This window comes from Caulobacter segnis (genome assembly GCF_031454995.1).
GTDB classification, from domain to species: Bacteria; Pseudomonadota; Alphaproteobacteria; order Caulobacterales; family Caulobacteraceae; genus Caulobacter; species Caulobacter segnis_E.
The window spans coordinates 42,476-59,979 of sequence record NZ_JAVDRV010000005.1; the positions used below are offsets into that span (position 1 = coordinate 42,476).

At 68.6% G+C, this 17,504-nt stretch carries 18 protein-coding genes; 8 read left to right on the forward strand and 10 right to left on the reverse strand.

What is annotated here, in order from left to right:
- Positions 1-41 precede the first annotated feature (41 nt).
- Entirely contained in the window at positions 42-806 is a 765-nt protein-coding gene (locus J2728_RS16090) for an NUDIX hydrolase (RefSeq protein ID WP_310000755.1), read from the forward strand.
- On the opposite strand, the gene J2728_RS16095 is transcribed toward J2728_RS16090, so the two are convergent.
- Genes J2728_RS16095 through J2728_RS16110 form a run of 4 tightly spaced genes read right to left on the reverse strand, consistent with a single transcriptional unit; the run spans position 803 to position 4,318 of the window.
- A complete protein-coding gene (locus J2728_RS16095; protein ID WP_310000757.1) occupies positions 803-1,438 on the reverse strand; it encodes an ABC-type transport auxiliary lipoprotein family protein in 636 nt (211 codons plus the stop codon). The two genes, J2728_RS16090 and J2728_RS16095, sit on opposite strands and share 4 nt — an antisense overlap.
- Positions 1,435-2,373, reverse strand: a complete 939-nt coding sequence (locus J2728_RS16100) for an MlaD family protein (RefSeq protein ID WP_310000760.1) — start codon at positions 2,371-2,373, stop codon at positions 1,435-1,437. Before J2728_RS16100 ends, J2728_RS16095 begins: the two co-directional genes overlap by 4 nt.
- Positions 2,373-3,206, reverse strand: a complete 834-nt coding sequence (locus J2728_RS16105; RefSeq protein ID WP_310000762.1) for an ABC transporter ATP-binding protein — start codon at positions 3,204-3,206, stop codon at positions 2,373-2,375. Before J2728_RS16105 ends, J2728_RS16100 begins: the two co-directional genes overlap by 1 nt.
- Positions 3,203-4,318: an ABC transporter permease gene (locus tag J2728_RS16110; protein ID WP_310000763.1), complete on the reverse strand. Its 1,116-nt coding sequence runs from the start codon at positions 4,316-4,318 to the stop codon at positions 3,203-3,205. Before J2728_RS16110 ends, J2728_RS16105 begins: the two co-directional genes overlap by 4 nt.
- 221 nt (positions 4,319-4,539) lie before the next feature.
- On the opposite strand from J2728_RS16110, the gene J2728_RS16115 reads away from it, so the two are divergent.
- Positions 4,540-6,102 carry a methyl-accepting chemotaxis protein gene (locus J2728_RS16115; protein ID WP_310000764.1) on the forward strand — a complete coding sequence of 521 codons (1,563 nt, stop codon included), beginning with the start codon at positions 4,540-4,542 and terminating at the stop codon, positions 6,100-6,102.
- A gap of 9 nt (positions 6,103-6,111) precedes the next feature.
- On the opposite strand, the gene J2728_RS16120 is transcribed toward J2728_RS16115, so the two are convergent.
- Positions 6,112-7,164: a LacI family DNA-binding transcriptional regulator gene (locus tag J2728_RS16120; protein WP_310000766.1), complete on the reverse strand. Its 1,053-nt coding sequence runs from the start codon at positions 7,162-7,164 to the stop codon at positions 6,112-6,114.
- Between the two features lie 247 nt (positions 7,165-7,411).
- Here J2728_RS16120 and J2728_RS16125 point away from each other — a divergent pair, with 247 nt between their 5' ends.
- The 3 genes from J2728_RS16125 (at position 7,412) to J2728_RS16135 (ending at position 10,558) form a co-directional block, all read left to right on the forward strand.
- Positions 7,412-8,668: an MFS transporter gene (locus tag J2728_RS16125; RefSeq protein WP_310000768.1), complete on the forward strand. Its 1,257-nt coding sequence runs from the start codon at positions 7,412-7,414 to the stop codon at positions 8,666-8,668.
- 19 nt (positions 8,669-8,687) lie between these two features.
- On the forward strand, positions 8,688-9,494 hold the full coding sequence (locus tag J2728_RS16130; protein ID WP_310000770.1) for a TrmH family RNA methyltransferase: 807 nt from the start codon (positions 8,688-8,690) through the stop codon (positions 9,492-9,494).
- A gap of 83 nt (positions 9,495-9,577) precedes the next feature.
- Positions 9,578-10,558, forward strand: a complete 981-nt coding sequence (locus J2728_RS16135; RefSeq protein ID WP_310000772.1) for an alpha/beta hydrolase — start codon at positions 9,578-9,580, stop codon at positions 10,556-10,558.
- 4 nt (positions 10,559-10,562) lie between these two features.
- Here J2728_RS16135 and J2728_RS16140 read toward each other — a convergent pair whose 3' ends face one another.
- Positions 10,563-11,282: a helix-turn-helix transcriptional regulator gene (locus tag J2728_RS16140; protein ID WP_310000773.1), complete on the reverse strand. Its 720-nt coding sequence runs from the start codon at positions 11,280-11,282 to the stop codon at positions 10,563-10,565.
- 93 nt (positions 11,283-11,375) lie between these two features.
- Between J2728_RS16140 and J2728_RS16145 the strand changes: the two genes are divergently transcribed.
- Positions 11,376-12,104, forward strand: a complete 729-nt coding sequence (locus J2728_RS16145; protein WP_310000776.1) for a glutathione S-transferase family protein — start codon at positions 11,376-11,378, stop codon at positions 12,102-12,104.
- A gap of 192 nt (positions 12,105-12,296) precedes the next feature.
- On the forward strand, positions 12,297-12,629 hold the full coding sequence (locus J2728_RS16150; protein ID WP_310000777.1) for a hypothetical protein: 333 nt from the start codon (positions 12,297-12,299) through the stop codon (positions 12,627-12,629).
- A gap of 124 nt (positions 12,630-12,753) precedes the next feature.
- On the opposite strand, the gene J2728_RS16155 is transcribed toward J2728_RS16150, so the two are convergent.
- The 4 genes from J2728_RS16155 to J2728_RS16170 all read right to left on the reverse strand — a co-directional run bounded on the left by J2728_RS16155 (position 12,754) and on the right by J2728_RS16170 (position 16,004).
- Positions 12,754-13,770, reverse strand: a complete 1,017-nt coding sequence (locus tag J2728_RS16155; protein ID WP_310000780.1) for a 2-hydroxyacid dehydrogenase — start codon at positions 13,768-13,770, stop codon at positions 12,754-12,756.
- A 102-nt stretch (positions 13,771-13,872) separates the two neighbouring features.
- Positions 13,873-14,613, reverse strand: a complete 741-nt coding sequence (locus J2728_RS16160; RefSeq protein WP_310000782.1) for an SDR family NAD(P)-dependent oxidoreductase — start codon at positions 14,611-14,613, stop codon at positions 13,873-13,875.
- Between the two features lies 1 nt (position 14,614).
- Positions 14,615-15,091 (reverse strand): DUF3429 domain-containing protein, encoded by a 477-nt coding sequence (locus tag J2728_RS16165; RefSeq protein ID WP_310000784.1) that lies wholly within the window; start codon positions 15,089-15,091, stop codon positions 14,615-14,617.
- Between the two features lie 169 nt (positions 15,092-15,260).
- Complete coding sequence (locus J2728_RS16170) at positions 15,261-16,004, reverse strand: hypothetical protein (RefSeq protein WP_310000787.1); 744 nt, start codon at positions 16,002-16,004, stop codon at positions 15,261-15,263.
- A gap of 266 nt (positions 16,005-16,270) precedes the next feature.
- On the opposite strand from J2728_RS16170, the gene J2728_RS16175 reads away from it, so the two are divergent.
- Complete coding sequence (locus J2728_RS16175) at positions 16,271-17,467, forward strand: hypothetical protein (protein WP_310000790.1); 1,197 nt, start codon at positions 16,271-16,273, stop codon at positions 17,465-17,467.
- The last annotated feature ends 37 nt before the right edge of the window (positions 17,468-17,504 follow it).

Here is a 17,504-nt window from a genome sequence, read left to right on the forward strand (position 1 = left end):
GCGATCTGGCGGCCCCGCCCGCCTGGCGCCAGACTGTCCGGATGTCTGACTCTTCCGAGGGCGAGGTCCGCCCGGCCGCGACCATACTGCTGCTTCGAGACGCGCCGGATTTCGAAGTCCTGATGGTCAAGCGTCACCATCAGATCGACTTCGCGGCGGGCGCTTTGGTCTTTCCCGGCGGCAAGAGCCACCGGGGCGACAGCGACCCGCGCTGGCGCGATCATACGCTGGGCTTCGAGGGGATCGGCCCGGACGACGCGGCCTTGCGGATCGCCGCGCTGCGCGAGGCCTACGAGGAGGCCGGCGTCCTGCTGGCGCGCGATCGAGACGGCGCGTTTTACGCGGGGGAGGCCGCCAAGGATATCCGGGCGGCGGTGGCCGAGGACCAGGTCCCATTCCTCGAGGTGGTGGCGGATCTGGGCCTGAGCCTCGACCTGTCGGCCCTGACCGTCTTCGCGCGGTGGATCACGCCGAAGCTGATGCCCAAGCGCTTCGACACATGGTTCTATGTCGCCCGCGCGCCTCTGGCGCAGCAGGCGATCTGCGATGGGCACGAGGCCGTGGACGCCGAATGGATCGCGCCGCGCCACGCTTTGGAGCTGGCCGCTTCGGGCGCGCGCAAGGTGATCTTCCCCACGCGCATGAACTTGAGTCTGCTGGCCGAAAGCGCCAGTCCAGCGGACGCTGTCCGGCGGGCCGCCGAACGCCCGCTGGTCACGGTCGAGCCCTGGGTGGACGGCGAGGTGCTGCGCATCCCGCCCGAGGCGGGCTACGGCGCCGTGACCGAGCCCCTGGCCGCCCTCTAGTTGGCGATCGCCGGGCCGGCCGCGTTGGTCCAGGCCACGACCTGGCCAAGCACCTGGGCGACGGCCTTGTCGTAGGCCGGCACGATCGCCGAGACGCGGTTGTCGGCGGCCTTGACCCTGGCCTCGAAGACCTGGTCGCCGACGAGAGCCCGGTCGGTGTTGCGGTTCATGACGCCGCGCACGCGGACCACGACTTCCGGCGCGGCCTTGGGGCCGTTGACGTAGTCGGTCTCGAAGGTCCGCACCTCAAGGCGCAGGACCAGATCGGCCTTGGCCACCTCGCCGCGACCGATCAGGCGGGCGCGGCCGGGATCGTTCTCGAACGCCCGCGCCACGGCCTCCTCGAACAGCACGAAGGCTGGCGAGACCCAGCGGGCGTCGGCGATATAGGCGATCTTCCCTTCGCTGACGGTCATGATCCGGTCGCTCGCCGCGGCGCGGGTGAAGGTCGAGGGCGACTTGAGCACGCCGAACATGGCGCCGGGCGGTCCCTTGGGCGCGCTGATTTCGGCGTCGCCGAACCGGTAGAGGCCCACCGGCTTGGTCTTGGGGAAGACGCTGATGCAGGCCGAGAGGCCCATGGCCAGGGCCGCGACCGCCGTGAGGCGGGCGAGGTTGCGGATGCGGCTCATGGTTTGACCTCCACTTCCTTGGCGGGCGCCTTGCTGATGGCTCCGCGCGGGTTCTGTTCGATGTCGCCGACCAGTCGGTCCAGCGACTCGGCGGCCGATTGCAGGGTGACGATGGCCGCCGACAGTTGCGGCAGGCCGGTGCTGGCGAAGTCACTGGTCGGGCCTTCCAGCTTGCCGACCATGCCGCGCGCGTCCTTGGCGGCGGCCTTCAGCTCCGCGGCGGCGTCGCCCAGTTCCTTCAGCGTGCGCTTGGCGTCGCCGTTGACCAGGCCATTGGCGCTATTGGCCAGTTCGCTGATCGACTGCGCGGTCTGGTCGATGCTTTGCAGCGCCTTCTGGGCGTCGGCGATCACTTCCTTGCGCTCGCGCATCTCGGCGGTCACGGCCTGGACGTCGCCCAGCGCGGCGCTGAAGGTCTTGATGTTCTTGTCGGACAGCACGCGGTTGACGCGGTCCAGCGCCTCGATCGTGCGCGTCAGGACCGTGCCGCCGCCTTCCAGCAGGTCGGACAGGGCGCTGCGCTGGCTGCGCAGAACCGGAACGCGGCCGCCCTTGACGGTGTCCTTCAGGAGCTCCTTGTTCGGCGAGCCGGCGGTGATCTGGATGTAGTTCACGCCGGTGATGCCCTGCGGCTCCAGCGTGGCGTAGCTGTCGACCTTGATCGGCACGTCCGAGGTGACGCGGATGCGGGCGATCACCCGGTTGGGATCGCTCTTGTCCAGCTCGATGCGCGTCACCTCGCCGACCTTGATGCCGTTGAAGTGCGCCTCGCCGCCCTGCGACAGGCCGCGAACGGGGCCGACGAACAGGACGTCATAGAGGTCGTAGTCGCGGTTGAAGCTGATCTTGGCCAGCCAGACGGCGAAGACGATCAGCCCCATGAAAAGGGCCAGCGTGATCGCGCCCACCACAGCGTAGTTGGCGTTTCTTTCCATCAGTCGATCCTCGCCTCGGCCAGGGACTCGGCGGACGCGGCGGCGCGTCCTCGCGGGCCCAGGAAGTACTTCTTGATCCAGGGATGATCCGAACGCTCCAGTTCGCGAACCGGCGCCACGGCGACTACCTTCTTGTCGGCCAGCACGGCCACGCGATCGGTGATGGCGTAGAGGCTGTCCAGATCGTGGGTGATCATGAACACGGTCAGGTCCAGGCTTTCGGACAGGTCCTTGATCAGCTCGTCGAACGCCGCGGCGCTGATCGGGTCGAGGCCGGCGGTCGGCTCGTCCAGGAACAGCAGTTCCGGATCCATGGCCAGGGCGCGGGCCAGGCCGGCGCGCTTGCGCATGCCGCCCGACAGCTCGGCCGGCTTCAGCAGCGCGGCGTGGGCGGGCAGGCCCACCATGGCGATCTTCAGGTCGGCGATCTCGTCGATCTCGCGGCGGGGCAGGCGGGTGTGCTCGTGCAGCGGCGCGGCGACGTTTTCGCGCACCGTCAGGTTCGAGAACAGGGCGCCTTGCTGGAACAGCACCCCCCAGCGGCGCTCGATCGACGACCACCGGCGGCGCGAGGCCGTGCGCATGTCGCCGCCAAACAGCCGCACATGGCCGCCTTCCGGCGCCTTGAGGCCGATGATGGTGTTCAGCAGCACCGACTTGCCGGTGCCCGAGCCGCCGACGACGCCCAGAACCTCGCCGCGCTCGACCTTGAGGTCCAGACCGTCGTGGACGACGTGCTCGCCAAAGCGCGACACCAGGCCTCGCACCTCGATCGGGTAGGTCTCGCTGTCGGCGGTTTCGACGGCGGGCGGCGTGATCGCGGGACCGGTCATATGTCCAGCTCCATGTAGAGCAGGGCGAACACCGCATCGATCAGGATGATGGCGAAGATGGCGTGCACGACCGAGGCGGTGACCCGGCGGCCCAGCGCCTCGACGTCCTGGCCGACCTCCATGCCCTGGCGGCAGCCGATGGCGGCGATCACCGCGGCCATGACCGGCGCCTTGGACATGCCGATCCAGAAGTGGGTGGCGCCGACATAGTCGACGATCCGCTGCAGGAAGAAGTTCGGTGAAAGATCAAGCACGATCCAGACGACGAGCATGCCGCCCGCGAGCCCGGCGAGCGTCGCAACGAAGGTCAGGATCGGAATGGTCAGCAGCAGGGCGGCGAACCTTGGCAGCACCAGCGCCTCGTAGGGATCGACGCCCATGACCTGCATGGCGTCGATCTCCTGGTTCATCTTCATCGAGCCGATCTCGGCCGCGAAGCTGGAGGCCGAGCGGCCCGCCAGCAGGATGGCGGTGATCAGGATGTTGAACTCGCGCATCACCGAGATGCCGATCAACTCGACCGAATAGACCTGGGCGCCGAAGTCGGTGAGCATGTTGGCGCCCAGCAGAGCCACCACCGCGCCGATGAAGAAGGTCGTGGTCGCCACGATAGGCATGGCGTCCAGGCCGGCGCGCTCGCACAGGGCGACGATCGGCGCCCAGCGGATTCGCTTGGGATTGACGATGCTGCGGCCGAAGGCGGTGAGCAGATGGCCCAGGAAGACCATGGTGCTGTAGGCGTCGGAGAACAGGCCGACGACGCCGCGACCGATCCGCTCCAGCAGGGCCTTGAAGCCCCCCGGGCGCACCGTCGGCTCGGTCTGCACCTTGATGGCGGCCGAGACCAGCTCCAGCAGGCGCAGCACGCCATGACGCGCCTGGACGTCTTCCGGCTTCAACCGGTCGTCGGCGGCGCGAAGGATCGCGTAGGCCCCGGCGGTGTCGCAGCGGTTGACGCCCGTCAGGTCGAAGGCCGGACGGTCCACCCCGTCCAAGGCCTCGGCCAGGCGCAAGCCGGCGTCGAACAGCCCGCGGGCGGTCCAGTCCCCCGACAGCACCGCCGTCGGGCGGCCATCCTGTTCGGCCAAGGTGAAGTCCGCAGGAAGCGCCATGAGGTCCTTGAGGGTGTGCTCTCGGTTATATCCAAGCCCCGCCATGGACCTGACAAGTGCAAAACGCGTCAAAGCGCAGCTTGTTTCGATAGGATGTGACGCCGAGGCGGCGGCGGCGTGAAAAGTGGGTGAAGTTCACGCTTTGGATTTAACTTCGGTTAAGACATTGGGCGCAGCAACGAACTCAATCCAAAATACGAATAAGAGTTCGGAGTAGAAGCATGAGCGCGGACGCGAAGCTGGATCAGCGGATGGCCTTCATGCGATTCGACGCGCGCGCCCGTTCGGCCCTGCGCGCCATCCAGCCCGTCATCGACACCGAGATCGAGCCCGCGCTCGGGCAGTTCTACGATCAGGTCCGAGCCTTTCCCGAGACGCGCGGCAAGTTCCGCGACGAGGCTCATATCGCCGCGGCCGAGCGCGCCCAGGCGGGGCATTGGCGGCGCATCGCTCAGGCCGAGTACGGCGACAGCTATGTGACCGACGTGGAGCGGATCGGCCGCGCCCACGTCAGGGCGGAGCTCGAGCCGCGCTGGTATGTCGGCGGCTACGCCGTGGTCGCCGAGGAGCTGATCCGCGCGGTCATCACCAAGCGCGCCAAGGGGCTGTTCAACGCTGGAAAGTCCGACCAGGAACTGGCCGACGGGCTCTCGGCCATGGTCAAGGCCATCTTCCTGGACATGGACCTGGCCATCTCCAGCTACATCGCCTTCATGGACGAGCAGCGCCGCGCGCTGGAGGCTGAACGTCAGGACGGCCAGCGTCGCCAGGCCGAGGCGGTCAGGGCCCTTGGCGTGGCGCTGGCGCGCCTGGCGGACGGCGATCTCTCGACGCGGGTGGAAGGGGGCCTCTCGCCGGAGTTCCAGAGCCTGAAGATCGACTTCGAGAAGGCGGTGGGCGCGTTGGACGCGGCCTTGCACGCGGTTGATCGCTCGGCGGGCGGCATTCTTTCGGGCGCCGAACAGATCGCGCGCGACGCCGAGGACCTCTCGCGGCGCACGGAGCAGCAGGCTTCGACCCTGGAGCAGACCGCCGCCGCGGTCGAGGAGCTGACGACCGCCGTCGGCAAGACGGCGCAGAGCGCCCGCGAGGTCTCGTTCCAGGTCGAAGAGGCGAGCGCCGACGCTCAACGCTCGGGCGAAGTCGTCAACCGCGCCGCTCAGGCGATGACCAAGATCGAGGCCCAGTCGCAACAGGTGAACCAAATCCTGGGCGTGATCGACGAGATCGCCTTCCAGACCAACCTGCTGGCCCTGAACGCGGGGGTCGAGGCGGCCAGGGCCGGCGACGCGGGCAAGGGCTTCGCCGTGGTGGCGCAGGAAGTGCGGGCCCTGGCCCAGCGTTCGGCCGAGGCGGCCAAGGAGATCAAGTCGCTGATCACCGAATCCAGCCGCCAGGTGGGCGAGGGTGTCGAGCTCGTCGGCCAGACGGGCGCGGCGCTGCGCGGCATCGTCGAAAAGGTCGGCGGCATCGGGGCGATGGTCACCGCGATCGCGGCCTCGGCCAGCGATCAGGCCGAGGCGCTCGGCCAGGTCAATTCGGCCGTCAATCAGCTTGACCAGGTGACCCAGCGCAACGCGGCGATGGTGGCCCAGTCAACCCAGGCGACCCACGCCCTGAGGGCCGAGGCGTCCGACCTCTCCGAGCACGTTGGCGCTTTCCGCCTGGGCGGAGAGCCCGCGCGAGCGTCGGGCGGGTCTTTCGGCTCGGAGGACGCCTCGGACGACAACGCGGTCCATTCCGCTCATGCCCGCATCGCCGCTTTCGCCCGGCCTGGGCGCTGATACCGGGCTCTAGCGCGGCGGCGGCGCCGTCGAGGCGCGATGGATCAGCTCGAACGGTAGCAGGATGTCCCGCGGCCGTTCGGCGGACTCGCTGGGCTTGGCCTGGGCGATCAAGAGCTTTGCGGCCACCGACGACATCTCGGCCACCGGCTGGCGCACGGTGGTCAGCTGCGGGCGGCTGAAGCGCGCGCTGGGGCTGTCGTCGAAGCCGGCCACGGAGATGTCGCCCGGCGTCATGAACCCCGCCTCCGCGATCGCGGCGACGCAGCCCAGGGCCATGTCGTCGTTACTGGCGAAGATGGCGGTCGGCCGGTCCGGCAGCGCCAGCAGCGCCTTGGCCTCGGCCATGCCCGACTGGAAGGTGAAGTCGCCCTGGCGCACCAAGCCTTCTGACACGGGCAGGCCGTGGGTCTTCATCGCCGCCAGATAGCCTTCGCGCCGCGCCTGGCTGGCGCCGTAGCGCGGCTCCCCGACGATGAAACCGATCCGCTTGTGCCCCAGGCCGATCAGGTGCTCGGTCATTTCTCGGGCGGCGGCGACGTCGTCCATGTGGACGCGGGGGCCCAGGCCTTCGGCCCGCTCGGGCCCAAGGCGCACATAGGGCGTACGGGCCTTGTCGAGCAGTTCCAGCACCACGGGGTTGTCCGAGGACGGCGGCGTCAGGATCACGCCGTCCGGCTTGAGGGCCGCGAGCAGGGCGGCGACTTCCTGCCGGACCTGCGGGCCCTCGTGGTCGATCAGCTCGATCAGCAGGTGATAGCCCGCCGCGCGGCATTCCAACGTCGCGCCCAGCTGGATACGGCTCAGATAGTCCGCGCCCCGCTCGCTGCGCCAGTGATCGATCGTCAGAGCGGCGTCGACGAACACGGCGATCACGAACGAGCGAGAGCCCGCCAGGCTGCGGGCCGATAGATTGGGGCTGTAGCCCAGCTCGCCGGCGGCCAGCAGCACGCGGTCGCGCATGGCGGGCCGGACGTTCGGCTCCTTGTTCATCACCCGCGAGACAGTCTTGATCGAGACGCCCGCCCGGGCGGCGACGTCGTAGATCGTCACCGAAGCCATAGTCCGTCACGCCCCCTCGAGTGACTCACCCCAACCCGCGCAGCCTAGAGCTTGTCCGCCTCCGATGGAAACACCGGAGCCGGATCGGGATGGGTGGAAACCTCTGGACGACAGCATGGTGGCCCTTGTGCGGCAAGGGTTGGACGGCCACTGTGCGGACAGACGCGGCGCAGACCGCGCGGACCCGTCCGGGCCGGTTCAAGAATCTGGGCGGGCGAAGCCGATCGTCCGCTCGGGGGGAGATGATATGCGGCCAGAGGATCGGGCCCGGCCCAAGGAGCCGGTGCGCGCGGGTTTCATCACGGCCTACACCCTGGCGCAGATCGGGGCGTTCGTGTCGTTCCAGCCCCTGCTTCAGGTGCTGCTGCCGCTGAAGGCTCAGGCGATCGATCCGGCCGGCAAGGCCGTGGTTCTCAGCCAGGTCGCTTTCTACGGCGCGATCGTCGCCAGCGTCGCCAACCTGCTGGCGGGAGCGATCAGCGACCGGACCACCTCGCGCTTTGGCCGGCGGCGGCCGTGGATCGTGGTCGGCGCGATCGGCGCGTCCCTGGCCTATCTGGCGATCATGCGCGCCACCACGCCGATGGCCTTGGTCGGCGGCATGATCCTGTTCCAACTGACCTTCAACCTGTGCTTCTCGGCGCTGGTGGCCGTGATGCCCGATCGTGTGCCCGACGGGCAAAAGGGGCTGGTGGCGGCGTTCCAGAGTCTTGGCAACCCGCTCGGCACCGCAGCCGGCGCGGTGCTGATCGGCGGAGTTCTCGTCGCCGAGGGGGAACGGTACGCGGCGATCTCGGCGGCGCTGCTGATCGGGCTTCTGCCGCTGGTGATCAGCCTGCGCGATCCGCCGCTGCCCAAGAGCAGCGTGCCGCCATTCCGGCTGGGCGCCTTCCTGTCGGGCCTTTGGGTGAACCCTCGCGAGCACCCGGACTTCGCCTTCGCCTGGGCGGGCCGGTTCATGGTGCTGGTCGCCCTGTGCCTGACCCAGAACTACATGCTCTATTTCCTGCAGGACGTGCTGGACTATCCGCGCCTGTTCCCGGGGCGACGGGCGGAGGAGGGGCTGGCGATCCTGACGACGGTCTCGACGATCTCGAACGTCGCCTTCGCCATGCTGGGCGGCGTGCTGTCGGACCGGCTGCGGCGACGCAAGCTGTTCGCCTTTGGGGCGGCGCTGGCGATCGCCGCGACAATGGCCGTCTTTTCGCTGTCGCCCAGCTGGCCTCTGTTGGTGGCGACCTATGTCATCCTGGGCTGCGGCGCGGGCTGCTTCTACGCCGTCGACATCGCCCTGGTGACCCAGGTGCTGCCCTCGCAGCGCGACGCGGGCAAGGACCTGGGCGTCATCAACCTGGCCAACACCTTGCCCCAGGCCCTGGCGCCCGGCCTGGCCGTGTGGGCCCTGGGGCCCAGCCAGATGGACTATCACGTCTTCTTCCTGACGGCGGCGGCGCTGGCCCTGGCTGGCGGTCTGGCGATCCTGCCGATACGAGGGGTGCGCTGACCCTTTTCCAGAGGCCCCCTTGCCCCAGTTCCGCGTCGTCACCGATCCCGACGATCCCGCCGTCGCCCCGTTCCGCGCGATCAAGGAGCGCGACCTCGTCGGGCGCGAGAGGCTGTTCATCGCCGAGGGCGAGACGGTCCTGCGGGCCTTCGTCCGCGACGCGCCGGAGCGCGTGGTCTCGCTACTGATCGATCCCAAGCGCCGGGACAAGCTGGACGACGTCTTCGCGAGCCTGCCCGAGGATGCGCCAGTCCATTTCGCCGACCAGGCCGTGCTGGACTCCATCGCCGGCTTCCACCTGCATCGCGGCGTCCTGGCGGTGGGGCGCAAGCCCGAGCCCGTCGCGGCCGCCGAGCTTCTGGCCAGCCTGCCCGCGCGGGCGGTGGCGCTGGTGCTGTGCGGCATCGCCAATCACGACAATATCGGCGGCATCTATCGCAACGCCGCGGCTTTCGGGGCGGACGCGGTGATCCTGGACGCCGACTGCTGCGACCCGCTGTACCGCAAGGCGATCCGCGTCTCGGTGGGCGCGGCGCTGTCGGTCCCGACCGCGCGGCTGGCGCGAGACGAAGACATCGCCGACCTGCTGGCCCGGACCGGCTTCGAGGCCCTGGCGCTCAGTCCGTCGGCGTCCGAGATCCTGGCCCAGCTCAAGCCGGCGCCGCGCACCGCCGTCCTGCTGGGCGCCGAGGGACCGGGCTTGTCCGCCGAGGTGATGGCGCGGGCCCGGACCGTGGGCATTCCCATGGCCAACGGCTTCGACTCGCTGAACGTCGCCACCACCAGCGGGATCGTGCTGCACCATCTGCGTTTCGCGAAGATCTAGGCGAGGCTGGAAACCGGTTTCCAAATCGACCGAAGCCGCTTTAGGCTCGCGCCCACAACAACCCGTCAGAAGGCTTCGATCCCATGCTGAACCGTCGCGGCGCCCTTGCGGCCTTTGTCACCGGCGTCCTGGGATCCCTGGCGGCGCGGAAGGCGGAGGCGGCGGAGCCCTCCAAGTCGGCGCCCGCCGATCCCACCGAGATCATCACCCTCTGGCCCAATGGCGCGCCGGGCGGGGAGGGCGTGACGGTCGAGGAGCGGATCATCGACCGCACCACGCCCGCCGGTCCGCGCGACCGCGCTCAGGTTCATACGCGCAAGCCGACCCTGGCGGTCTTCCGCCCGAAGAAGCCGAACGGCGCGGCGGTCATGCTGATCCCGGGCGGCGGCTATGAGCGGGTGGTGCTGGACAAGGAGGGCTACGAGACCGCCCGGCGGCTGAACGCCAGCGGCTACACCTGCTTTGTCCTGTTCTACCGGATGCCGGGCGACGGCTGGGCGGCGGGCGGCGACGCGCCGCTGCAGGACGCCCAGCGCGCGATCCGCTTGATCCGCTCGAAGGCCGCCGCCATGGGCTTCTCGCCAGACCGCGTGGCGATCATGGGCTTCTCGGCCGGCGGGCATCTAGCCGCCAATCTGACGGTTCGGTTCGATGCGCCGACCTACGATCCGATCGACGCCGCCGACCAGCTGCCGGCCAAGCCCAACCTTTCGGCCCTGATCTATCCGGTCATCAGCCTGGACCTGTCGATCGCTCACGGCGGCTCGCGCAAGCAGTTGCTGACCCGCGACGGCTCGCCCGATCGCGAGGCGGTCCTGTCGCCGGACAAGCAGGTGCGCGAAGGCCTGTCGCCGGTGTTCCTGCTGCACGCGGCCGACGACAAGACCGTGCCAGTGGCCAACGCGCTGACGATGTTCACCGTGCTCAAGGCCAAGTCGGTCCCGGCCGAGCTGCATGTCTTCGAGGAAGGCGGCCACGGCTTTGGCCTGCGCTTCACGCCCGACCAGCCGGTCTCGGCCTGGCCCAACCTGTTCGAGGCCTTTGCCAAGCGGCACGGCATCTAGAGGGTCAGCAGGTTTCCCGCTCCCGGGCGTTCCAGGCGGCGATCTCGGCGTCGCGGAACTTGATCCACTCGGCGCGCAGCACCGCGGGGCGCTTGCCGTGGCGCTCGTCCAGGAACGCGGCGCCGACCACGCGATCGGTGCGGAAGGTCCGGAACGCCTGGCGCAGCTCGCACCAGGCGATGATCATCCGGATCGTCTCGCGATAGCCCACGGTGACCGGCCAGATGACGCGGTTGCTGACCGCGCCCGCCTCGTCGCTGTAGTCGAGCTGGATCTTCCGGCCCGCGTGAATCCAAGCGCGCACCTGGGCGACGTCGATGCGGTCGGTCTGGGGCTTCCAGGCGGGGGAGGCCGCCGCCGCCGGCTCCAGCACATAGGGACGCAGGCGGTCGGGCACGGCCGAGGCGATCTTGCTGATCAGGTCCTTGGCCGCCTTGGCCAACACCGGGTCGCCGCGTCCGGCCACCCATTGCGCGCCTAGCACCGCGGCCTCGATCTCGTCGGGCGTCAGCATCAGGGGCGGCATGTCGAAGCCGGCTTCCAGCACATAGCCGACGCCGGCCTCGCCCCGGATCGGCGCGCGCTGGCCCACGAGGGCGGCGATGTCGCGATAGACGCTGCGCTTGGAGGTCTCCAGCTCGGCGGCGATGGCGTCGGCCGTCACCGGCGCGCGGCTGCGGCGCAGGATCTGGATGATTTGGAAAAGGCGTTCGGCGCGTCTCATGGCTCACATATCGGCGATCGCTACTGACAGCATGCTGGCAGTAGGGTGGCGGTAGCAAGTGTTCATCACGACATTCGAGATCGGAGAGGGACGATGATCACGCTGTTCGCCGCGGGGGCCGGGTTCGGGCTGCCGGAAATCAGCCCCTATGTGACCAAGACCGAGGTCCAGTTGATGATGGCCGGCCTCGCCTATCGCAAGACCGTCGGCAGTCGCGAGACCGCGCCGAAAGGCCAGCTGCCCTGGATCGAGGACGCCGCCCAGGCGATCGGCGATTCCACCTTCATCCGCGCCCACATCGAGCGGAAGTACGGCGTCGATCTGGACGTCGGCCTCACCGCCAAGGAGCGCGCCCAGGCCTGGGCGATCGAGCGGATGATCGAGAACCAACTCGGCTGGGTCTCCGGCTACTTCCGCTTCCTGGAGCCGGCCAATTTCGCCAAGGGCCCGGCGCGCTGGTTCGACCAGGCGCCGGAACACCTGCGCGAGGGCCTTCGCCACGGTCTGTTGGAGGCCGTGACCGCCAATGTGCGGGCCGTCGGCGTCGGACGGCACCTGCGCGAGGAGATCGCCTGGCTGGGCAGCCTGTCCTTGCGCTCGCTGGACGAGCTGCTCGAGGACAAGGCCTATCTGATGCGGGACAGCCATCCCGTCGGCGTGGACGCCATCGCGTTCGCCATGCTGGCGGCGATCCTGACGCCCTTCTTCGACTCGCCGTTGCGGCGCGAGGCCGAGAGCTATCCGCGCCTCGTCACCTATGCCGGGCGCATGATGGGCCAGTTCTACCCGGCCCATCCTTGGGGACTTCGGCAAGCGGCCTGATGTGCTCGGCTGTCCAAGGCCAGTGTAAGTGAACCCTCTTCAGGTCGCGATCACGGTTGCATCTCGCCTCGATCTGACGTTGTTGACGGCCAATGACCTCGCTTTGGCGCGATCATTGGCCGCACACACCTAGGTCTTGCCCCTATCGGGGAGCGTGTGCTGTTTTGCGGCCTTCGAAATAGGGGGTTTGGGATGTCTGAGACTTTGGCGCCGGTAGGCGTTGAGACGGTGCTGGAAGCGATCTCGGCGGAGATGTCGATCGCTGCCGTGGCGTGCGGGCATCTGGACGTGGCGCTGGGCAAGATCCTCGAGGTCGTGCCTGCCGAGCATCGCCTGGCCGTGATGCACGAGCTGCACATGGTGGACATGCTGGCTCAGCACATCACCGCCATCACCGACTTCACTGGTCGCGTGCTGCACGAGAGCCACCACACCGGCCGCCTCGAGGTCAACGACGCCTTGAACGCGATCACGCTGGGCGACGTCGCCGCCCGCCTCCGCGCCTCGCTGAAGAAGGCGGAGTAGAGCGCCGAGGCTGGAGCCCGTAGGGTTTGGGCAGACTCGTCCAAACCCGATAAACACGCCCTAATTCATCGACTTAGAGCGCGTTCGAGCGGGTTGGCCGCTCACGCTTAAACCTGGCGCGCTTCTAGTGCGCTGGCCGGACGGCGTCCGCGGAAACCGCGTTCGCCGACGGCCGTCCGGCCGCCACATCGGCCAGATTGCCCAGCGTCGTCTCCGCGATCGCGGTCAGCGCCTCTTCCGTCAGGAAGGCTTGGTGGCCCGTCACGAGCACGTTCGGGAAGGTCAGCAGGCGCTGGAAAAGGTCGTCCTGGATGATTTCGTTCGACAGGTCCTCGAAGAACAGGTCCGCCTCCTGCTCGTAGACGTCCAGCGCCACGCCGCCCACTTGCCGTGACTTCAGGCCCGCGATCAAGGCGGTGGTGTCGATCAGCGCGCCGCGGCTGGTGTTGACGATCAGCACGCCAGGCTTGGCCGCCGCGATGGCGTCGTCGTCGATCAGGTGACGCGTCTCCGGCGTCAGCGGGCAATGCAGCGAAATGACCTCGGCCTCGCGCAGCAAGGTCTTCACCGGGACATAGCGAACGCCGGCGGCGACCAGAGCCGGGTCCTGAACGACATCGCTGGCCAGCACCTCGCACCCGAAGCCCAGGCGCAGCATCCGCGCCACCAGCGCGCCGATGCGGCCCGTGCCGACCACCCCGGCCGTGCGGCCGGCCAGATTGCGGCCGATCAGCCCATCGAGGGCGAAGTTGTTCTCGCGCACCCGGGCGTAGGCGCGCGGGATGTTGCGATCCAACGCCAGCAGCAGGCCCAGGGTGAACTCCGCCACCGCCTCGGGGGAATAGGCCGGCACGCGCACGACCGTGACGCCCAGCCGCTGGGCCGCCGCCAGGTCGACGTTGTTGAAGCCGGCGCAGCGCAGGGCCACGGTCCGCGTGCCGCCGGTCGCCAGGGCCTCGAGCGTCGCGGCGTCCAGCCGATCGTTGACGAACACGCAGACCGCCGGATAGCCGGCCGCCAGCGGGGCCGAGGAGGCGTCGAGCCGGGCCTCGAAATAGTCGATCCGATGCTCGAACCCGCTGTTGGCGGCGTCGAAGAACTTCCGGTCGTAGGCCTTGGCCGAGAACATCGCGACCCGCATGGTCCGCTCCTTGGTGATCGGCGCAGCGGTAGCAGATCGCGCGCGACGCGCGCAGCGCGGGCGGCTACGGAGGCGTCATCTTCTTTGGGTTGGCGCCCTGGATCACCAGGGAACTGTCGCGCCGCCGTAGTCAAAGAAGCCGCCGCTGTCGGCGGGCTCCAGTTGGTGAAGCAACTTCAACAGCCGAGCAACGGCGACGCCTGGCGTCTCCACCGACCGGCTGGCGCGCGCGAACGGGGCGCTGAGCGGCGTGTCCACCGTGCCGGGATGCAACGCGGCGCAGATGGCCAGCGGCCGCTCGCGCGCCAGCTCGATGGCCTGACAGCGGATCAGCATGTTCAAGGCCGCCTTGCTGGAGCGATAGGCGTGCCAGCCGCCGAGGCGATTGTCGCCGATACTGCCCACGCGGGCCGAGAGGGCGGCGATCACGCTTCGCTCGGCGCGAGGCAGCAGCGGCGCCAGGTGCTTGCAGACCAGCGCCGGCAGCATCGCGTTGACCTCGAACAGGCGCGAGAGGCTAGCCGCCGTCACCGCCTTCATCGATTTTTCGGGCGTGACGCCGGGCTCGTGCAGCATGCCGGTGGCGATCAGGATCAGGCCAGGGACGCCGAGCTTCGACAACGCGCTCGCCAGATTCGCCAGGGCGTCCTCATCCAGGAGATCGGCGGCCAGGAAGGGCAGGCGAGGATCGTCCGGCCAGTCGTCGGGTCGCCGGCGTCCGACGCCGACCACCTTGGCCCAGCCAGGCTCGCCGCGCAGTTCCTCCACGAAGGCGCGCCCCAGACCGCCGCCCGCGCCGACCACGACCGCCAGGCGGTCGCCGGCCTCATCGTCAAAAGTCATCTCAGCCGCCCGCCGCCGCGGCGCCGATCACCAAGCCCACGCAGGCCATGGCCGTCAGCGGCAGACGAAGCTGCCGGTACCAGTCTGGAAGGGCCTTGGCGGTCAGGTCCCAGACCCCTTGCGCGGCCAGGGCGGCGGTCATGCCCAGCAGGGCGTTGGCCGCGAGTCGCGGCTCGCCTTGACCCATGACGCCGATCGCCGCCAGCGCCCAGCCGACCAGGGGCGGCGCCATGGCGAGGACCAGGGTGTCCGAGCGGCAGTCGTCGCTGAACACCGCCTGCGCCGCGCGGACGCCGCCGAGAAACGACAGGATGGCGGCGGCGTAGACGATCTGCAGGCTGCTCCAGGCGAGGGTCGGTTCGAACCAGTCGATGCGAAGCACCGGCGGGGCCAGAAACGGGATAAGCCCGAAGGCGCCCAGCCAGGTCATCAGCTTGGCTTGTGCGTGCTGGTGACCATCCGCTTCCGCGCGAGACATATTTTCCGCTCCTCAGGCCGAGCGCTTGGCGCGCGCTCGAGGGCGATACGGGTCATCGGCGCGGTCGGACGCTCCACCGCCTACGTCAAACGCGTCCGCGCCCGACTCTTCTCGGAACGTCAGGAAATCCGCTCGTCGGTTGTCACGATATGGTCCGTTCGACGCCAGTTCAGATGCGCTTCGAGGCGATCGATCCGACTTCGTAGCCCTGGGCGCCGGCGGGGGCGGCGGGTTTCAGGTCGCCGACGGCGCGCTTGGCGTCTTCGGACAGGTCGACCTTGTCCTTGATCGGGTCGCGCTGGCCGAGGAGATCGGCGATCCGCTGAATCCAACTGGCGTCTTGCGTCTTGGCTTCCGACAGCTTCAGGGCTGCCGCGAGCTTGGAGCCTTTCGCCGCTCCGCCAGCGCGTTCGGGGTCATTGGACGCGCTTTCGATGAACTGATCGAGCTTGATTCCGGCCAGCATCGCATTGCGCCAGCTGTCCACGTCCGCGAAGGGCGTCGCGCCGCTCATGTCGGCGACGTTGATGTGCCCGCGAAACAGCGTGTCCTGCTCGACGCCGCCCAGAGTGTCGAAGAAGTCGAGGGCCGCTTGACGCGCGCCCGAAGCGCCGCCGCTTTGGGCGCCCGCGCTCAGCGCCATCGTGTAGGCTTGGCCCAACTGCTTGACCTTCTGGGCCGCGGCTGAAGTCGAGACAACCTGACTGTAGAGCTTCTGATTAGCGTCACCCATGCCCAGCATGCCGCCGGAACTGGCCATGTTCGAAAGTGACACATAGGCGTCGAGTTGCTCGGCCTCGGTGCTTGAGGCGCTATTCACCTTCTCGATCAGTTCGTTGAAACGATCCTGGTTCTTGAAGGCGGCCTGCGGCGCCGGCTGCGCGGCGGCGGTCTGCGTGGCGGTGAAGTCCATGACCAAGCCCCTACTCGACTGCGTGGGGCGCAGAATGGACGCCCACGCCTTAATGTTGCATTGCCACCTGGAGTTTAATTGGGACCCCGACATGGTCCAACTGGCGCGGAAGGCGCCGGTGGAGGTGTTGCGATAGCTCGGGGTGTGGCGGCGGGGCGACCTTGGCCAGGGCGATGATCGGCGTCCACGCCGTCGCGCCGTCGCGCTGTCACGTATCTGTCGTCAACGCCCTCTAGTCGGGCCCCGCATCAAGCGGGGTTCTGGTCATGTTCAGTCGTGTTTGTCTCGCCGCCGCCGTTTCGATGGCGGTCCTGGGCCTGGCCTCCTCGGCGGTCGCGGGAGCCGGTGGGCTGGCTCGTCCGCCGCTGACCCAGAACGGCGGGACCTGGGCGTCAGGGCACGTGCAGGGCGTCGCGATCGATGCGAGGGGCGGCTATGTCTATTACTCGTTCACGAACCTGCTCGCGAAGTACGACTTCGACGGAAGGCTGATCGGCACCCTCGTCGGCTGGACCGGGCACCTCGGCGACCTGGATTTCAACCCGGCCGATGGCAAGGTTTACGGCTCTCTGGAGTACAAGAAGGACAAGGCCTTCTACATCGCCGTCATCGACGTGGCGCGGCTGGACAAGGTGGGGGTCGAGGCCAGCCAGAGCGAGATCTTCCGCACCGTCTATCTGCCCGAGGTCGTGAAGGACTATTCCGCCGACCTGAACGGCGACGGGCGGTTCGACGGCGACGACGGCAAGGGCGACGTCATCGCCTCGCCCGATCATCGCTATGGCTGCTCGGGCATCGACGGGGTGTCGTTCGGGCCGGCCTTCGGCCAGGTGGACGGGCCGCGCTACCTGACCGTCGCCTACGGGATTTATGGCAATACCTCGCGGTCCGACAACGACCATCAGCTGCTGCTGCAGTACGATGTCGATGATTGGGGGCGCTACGCCAGCGCCCTGACGGAGGCCGCGCCGCACCGCAACGGTCCGGCGGCTCCGAACGGCAAGTATTTCGTCCGCACCGGCAACACCCGCTACGGCGTCCAGAACCTGGCCTATGACGAAAGCCAACGGCGCTGGTTCATGGGCGTCTATCCGGGCGGCAAGCCGACCTTTCCAAACTATCTTCTGTTCGCGGTCGAGGCGCGCGCCAAGCCGGCGATGACCGACTTGGTGGGCGTGCCTGGTCCGGGCGGCGAGGGATGGGAGCGGGGCATGCTGATCGCGCTCGCCGACGACGGCCTGAAGGACCCCGCCACCGGCGTGCGCGGCTGGAACCAGAAGGCCGATGTCGGCTTCCAGCCCGTCGGCCAAGGCCTGTTCTATGTCGCCGCCAACGCCAAGATCGATGGCAAGCAGACCGCCGATCTCTCGCTGATGCGCTGGACCGGCGACGCCCAGAAGCCGTTCGCGCCGGCCACGGAGGACGACGCGCGAGCCCTGGCCGCCGCTCCGCCCCCGCGGTGATTTCGAGACGATCGGCGTCAGGCTAGGCCTGACTGTC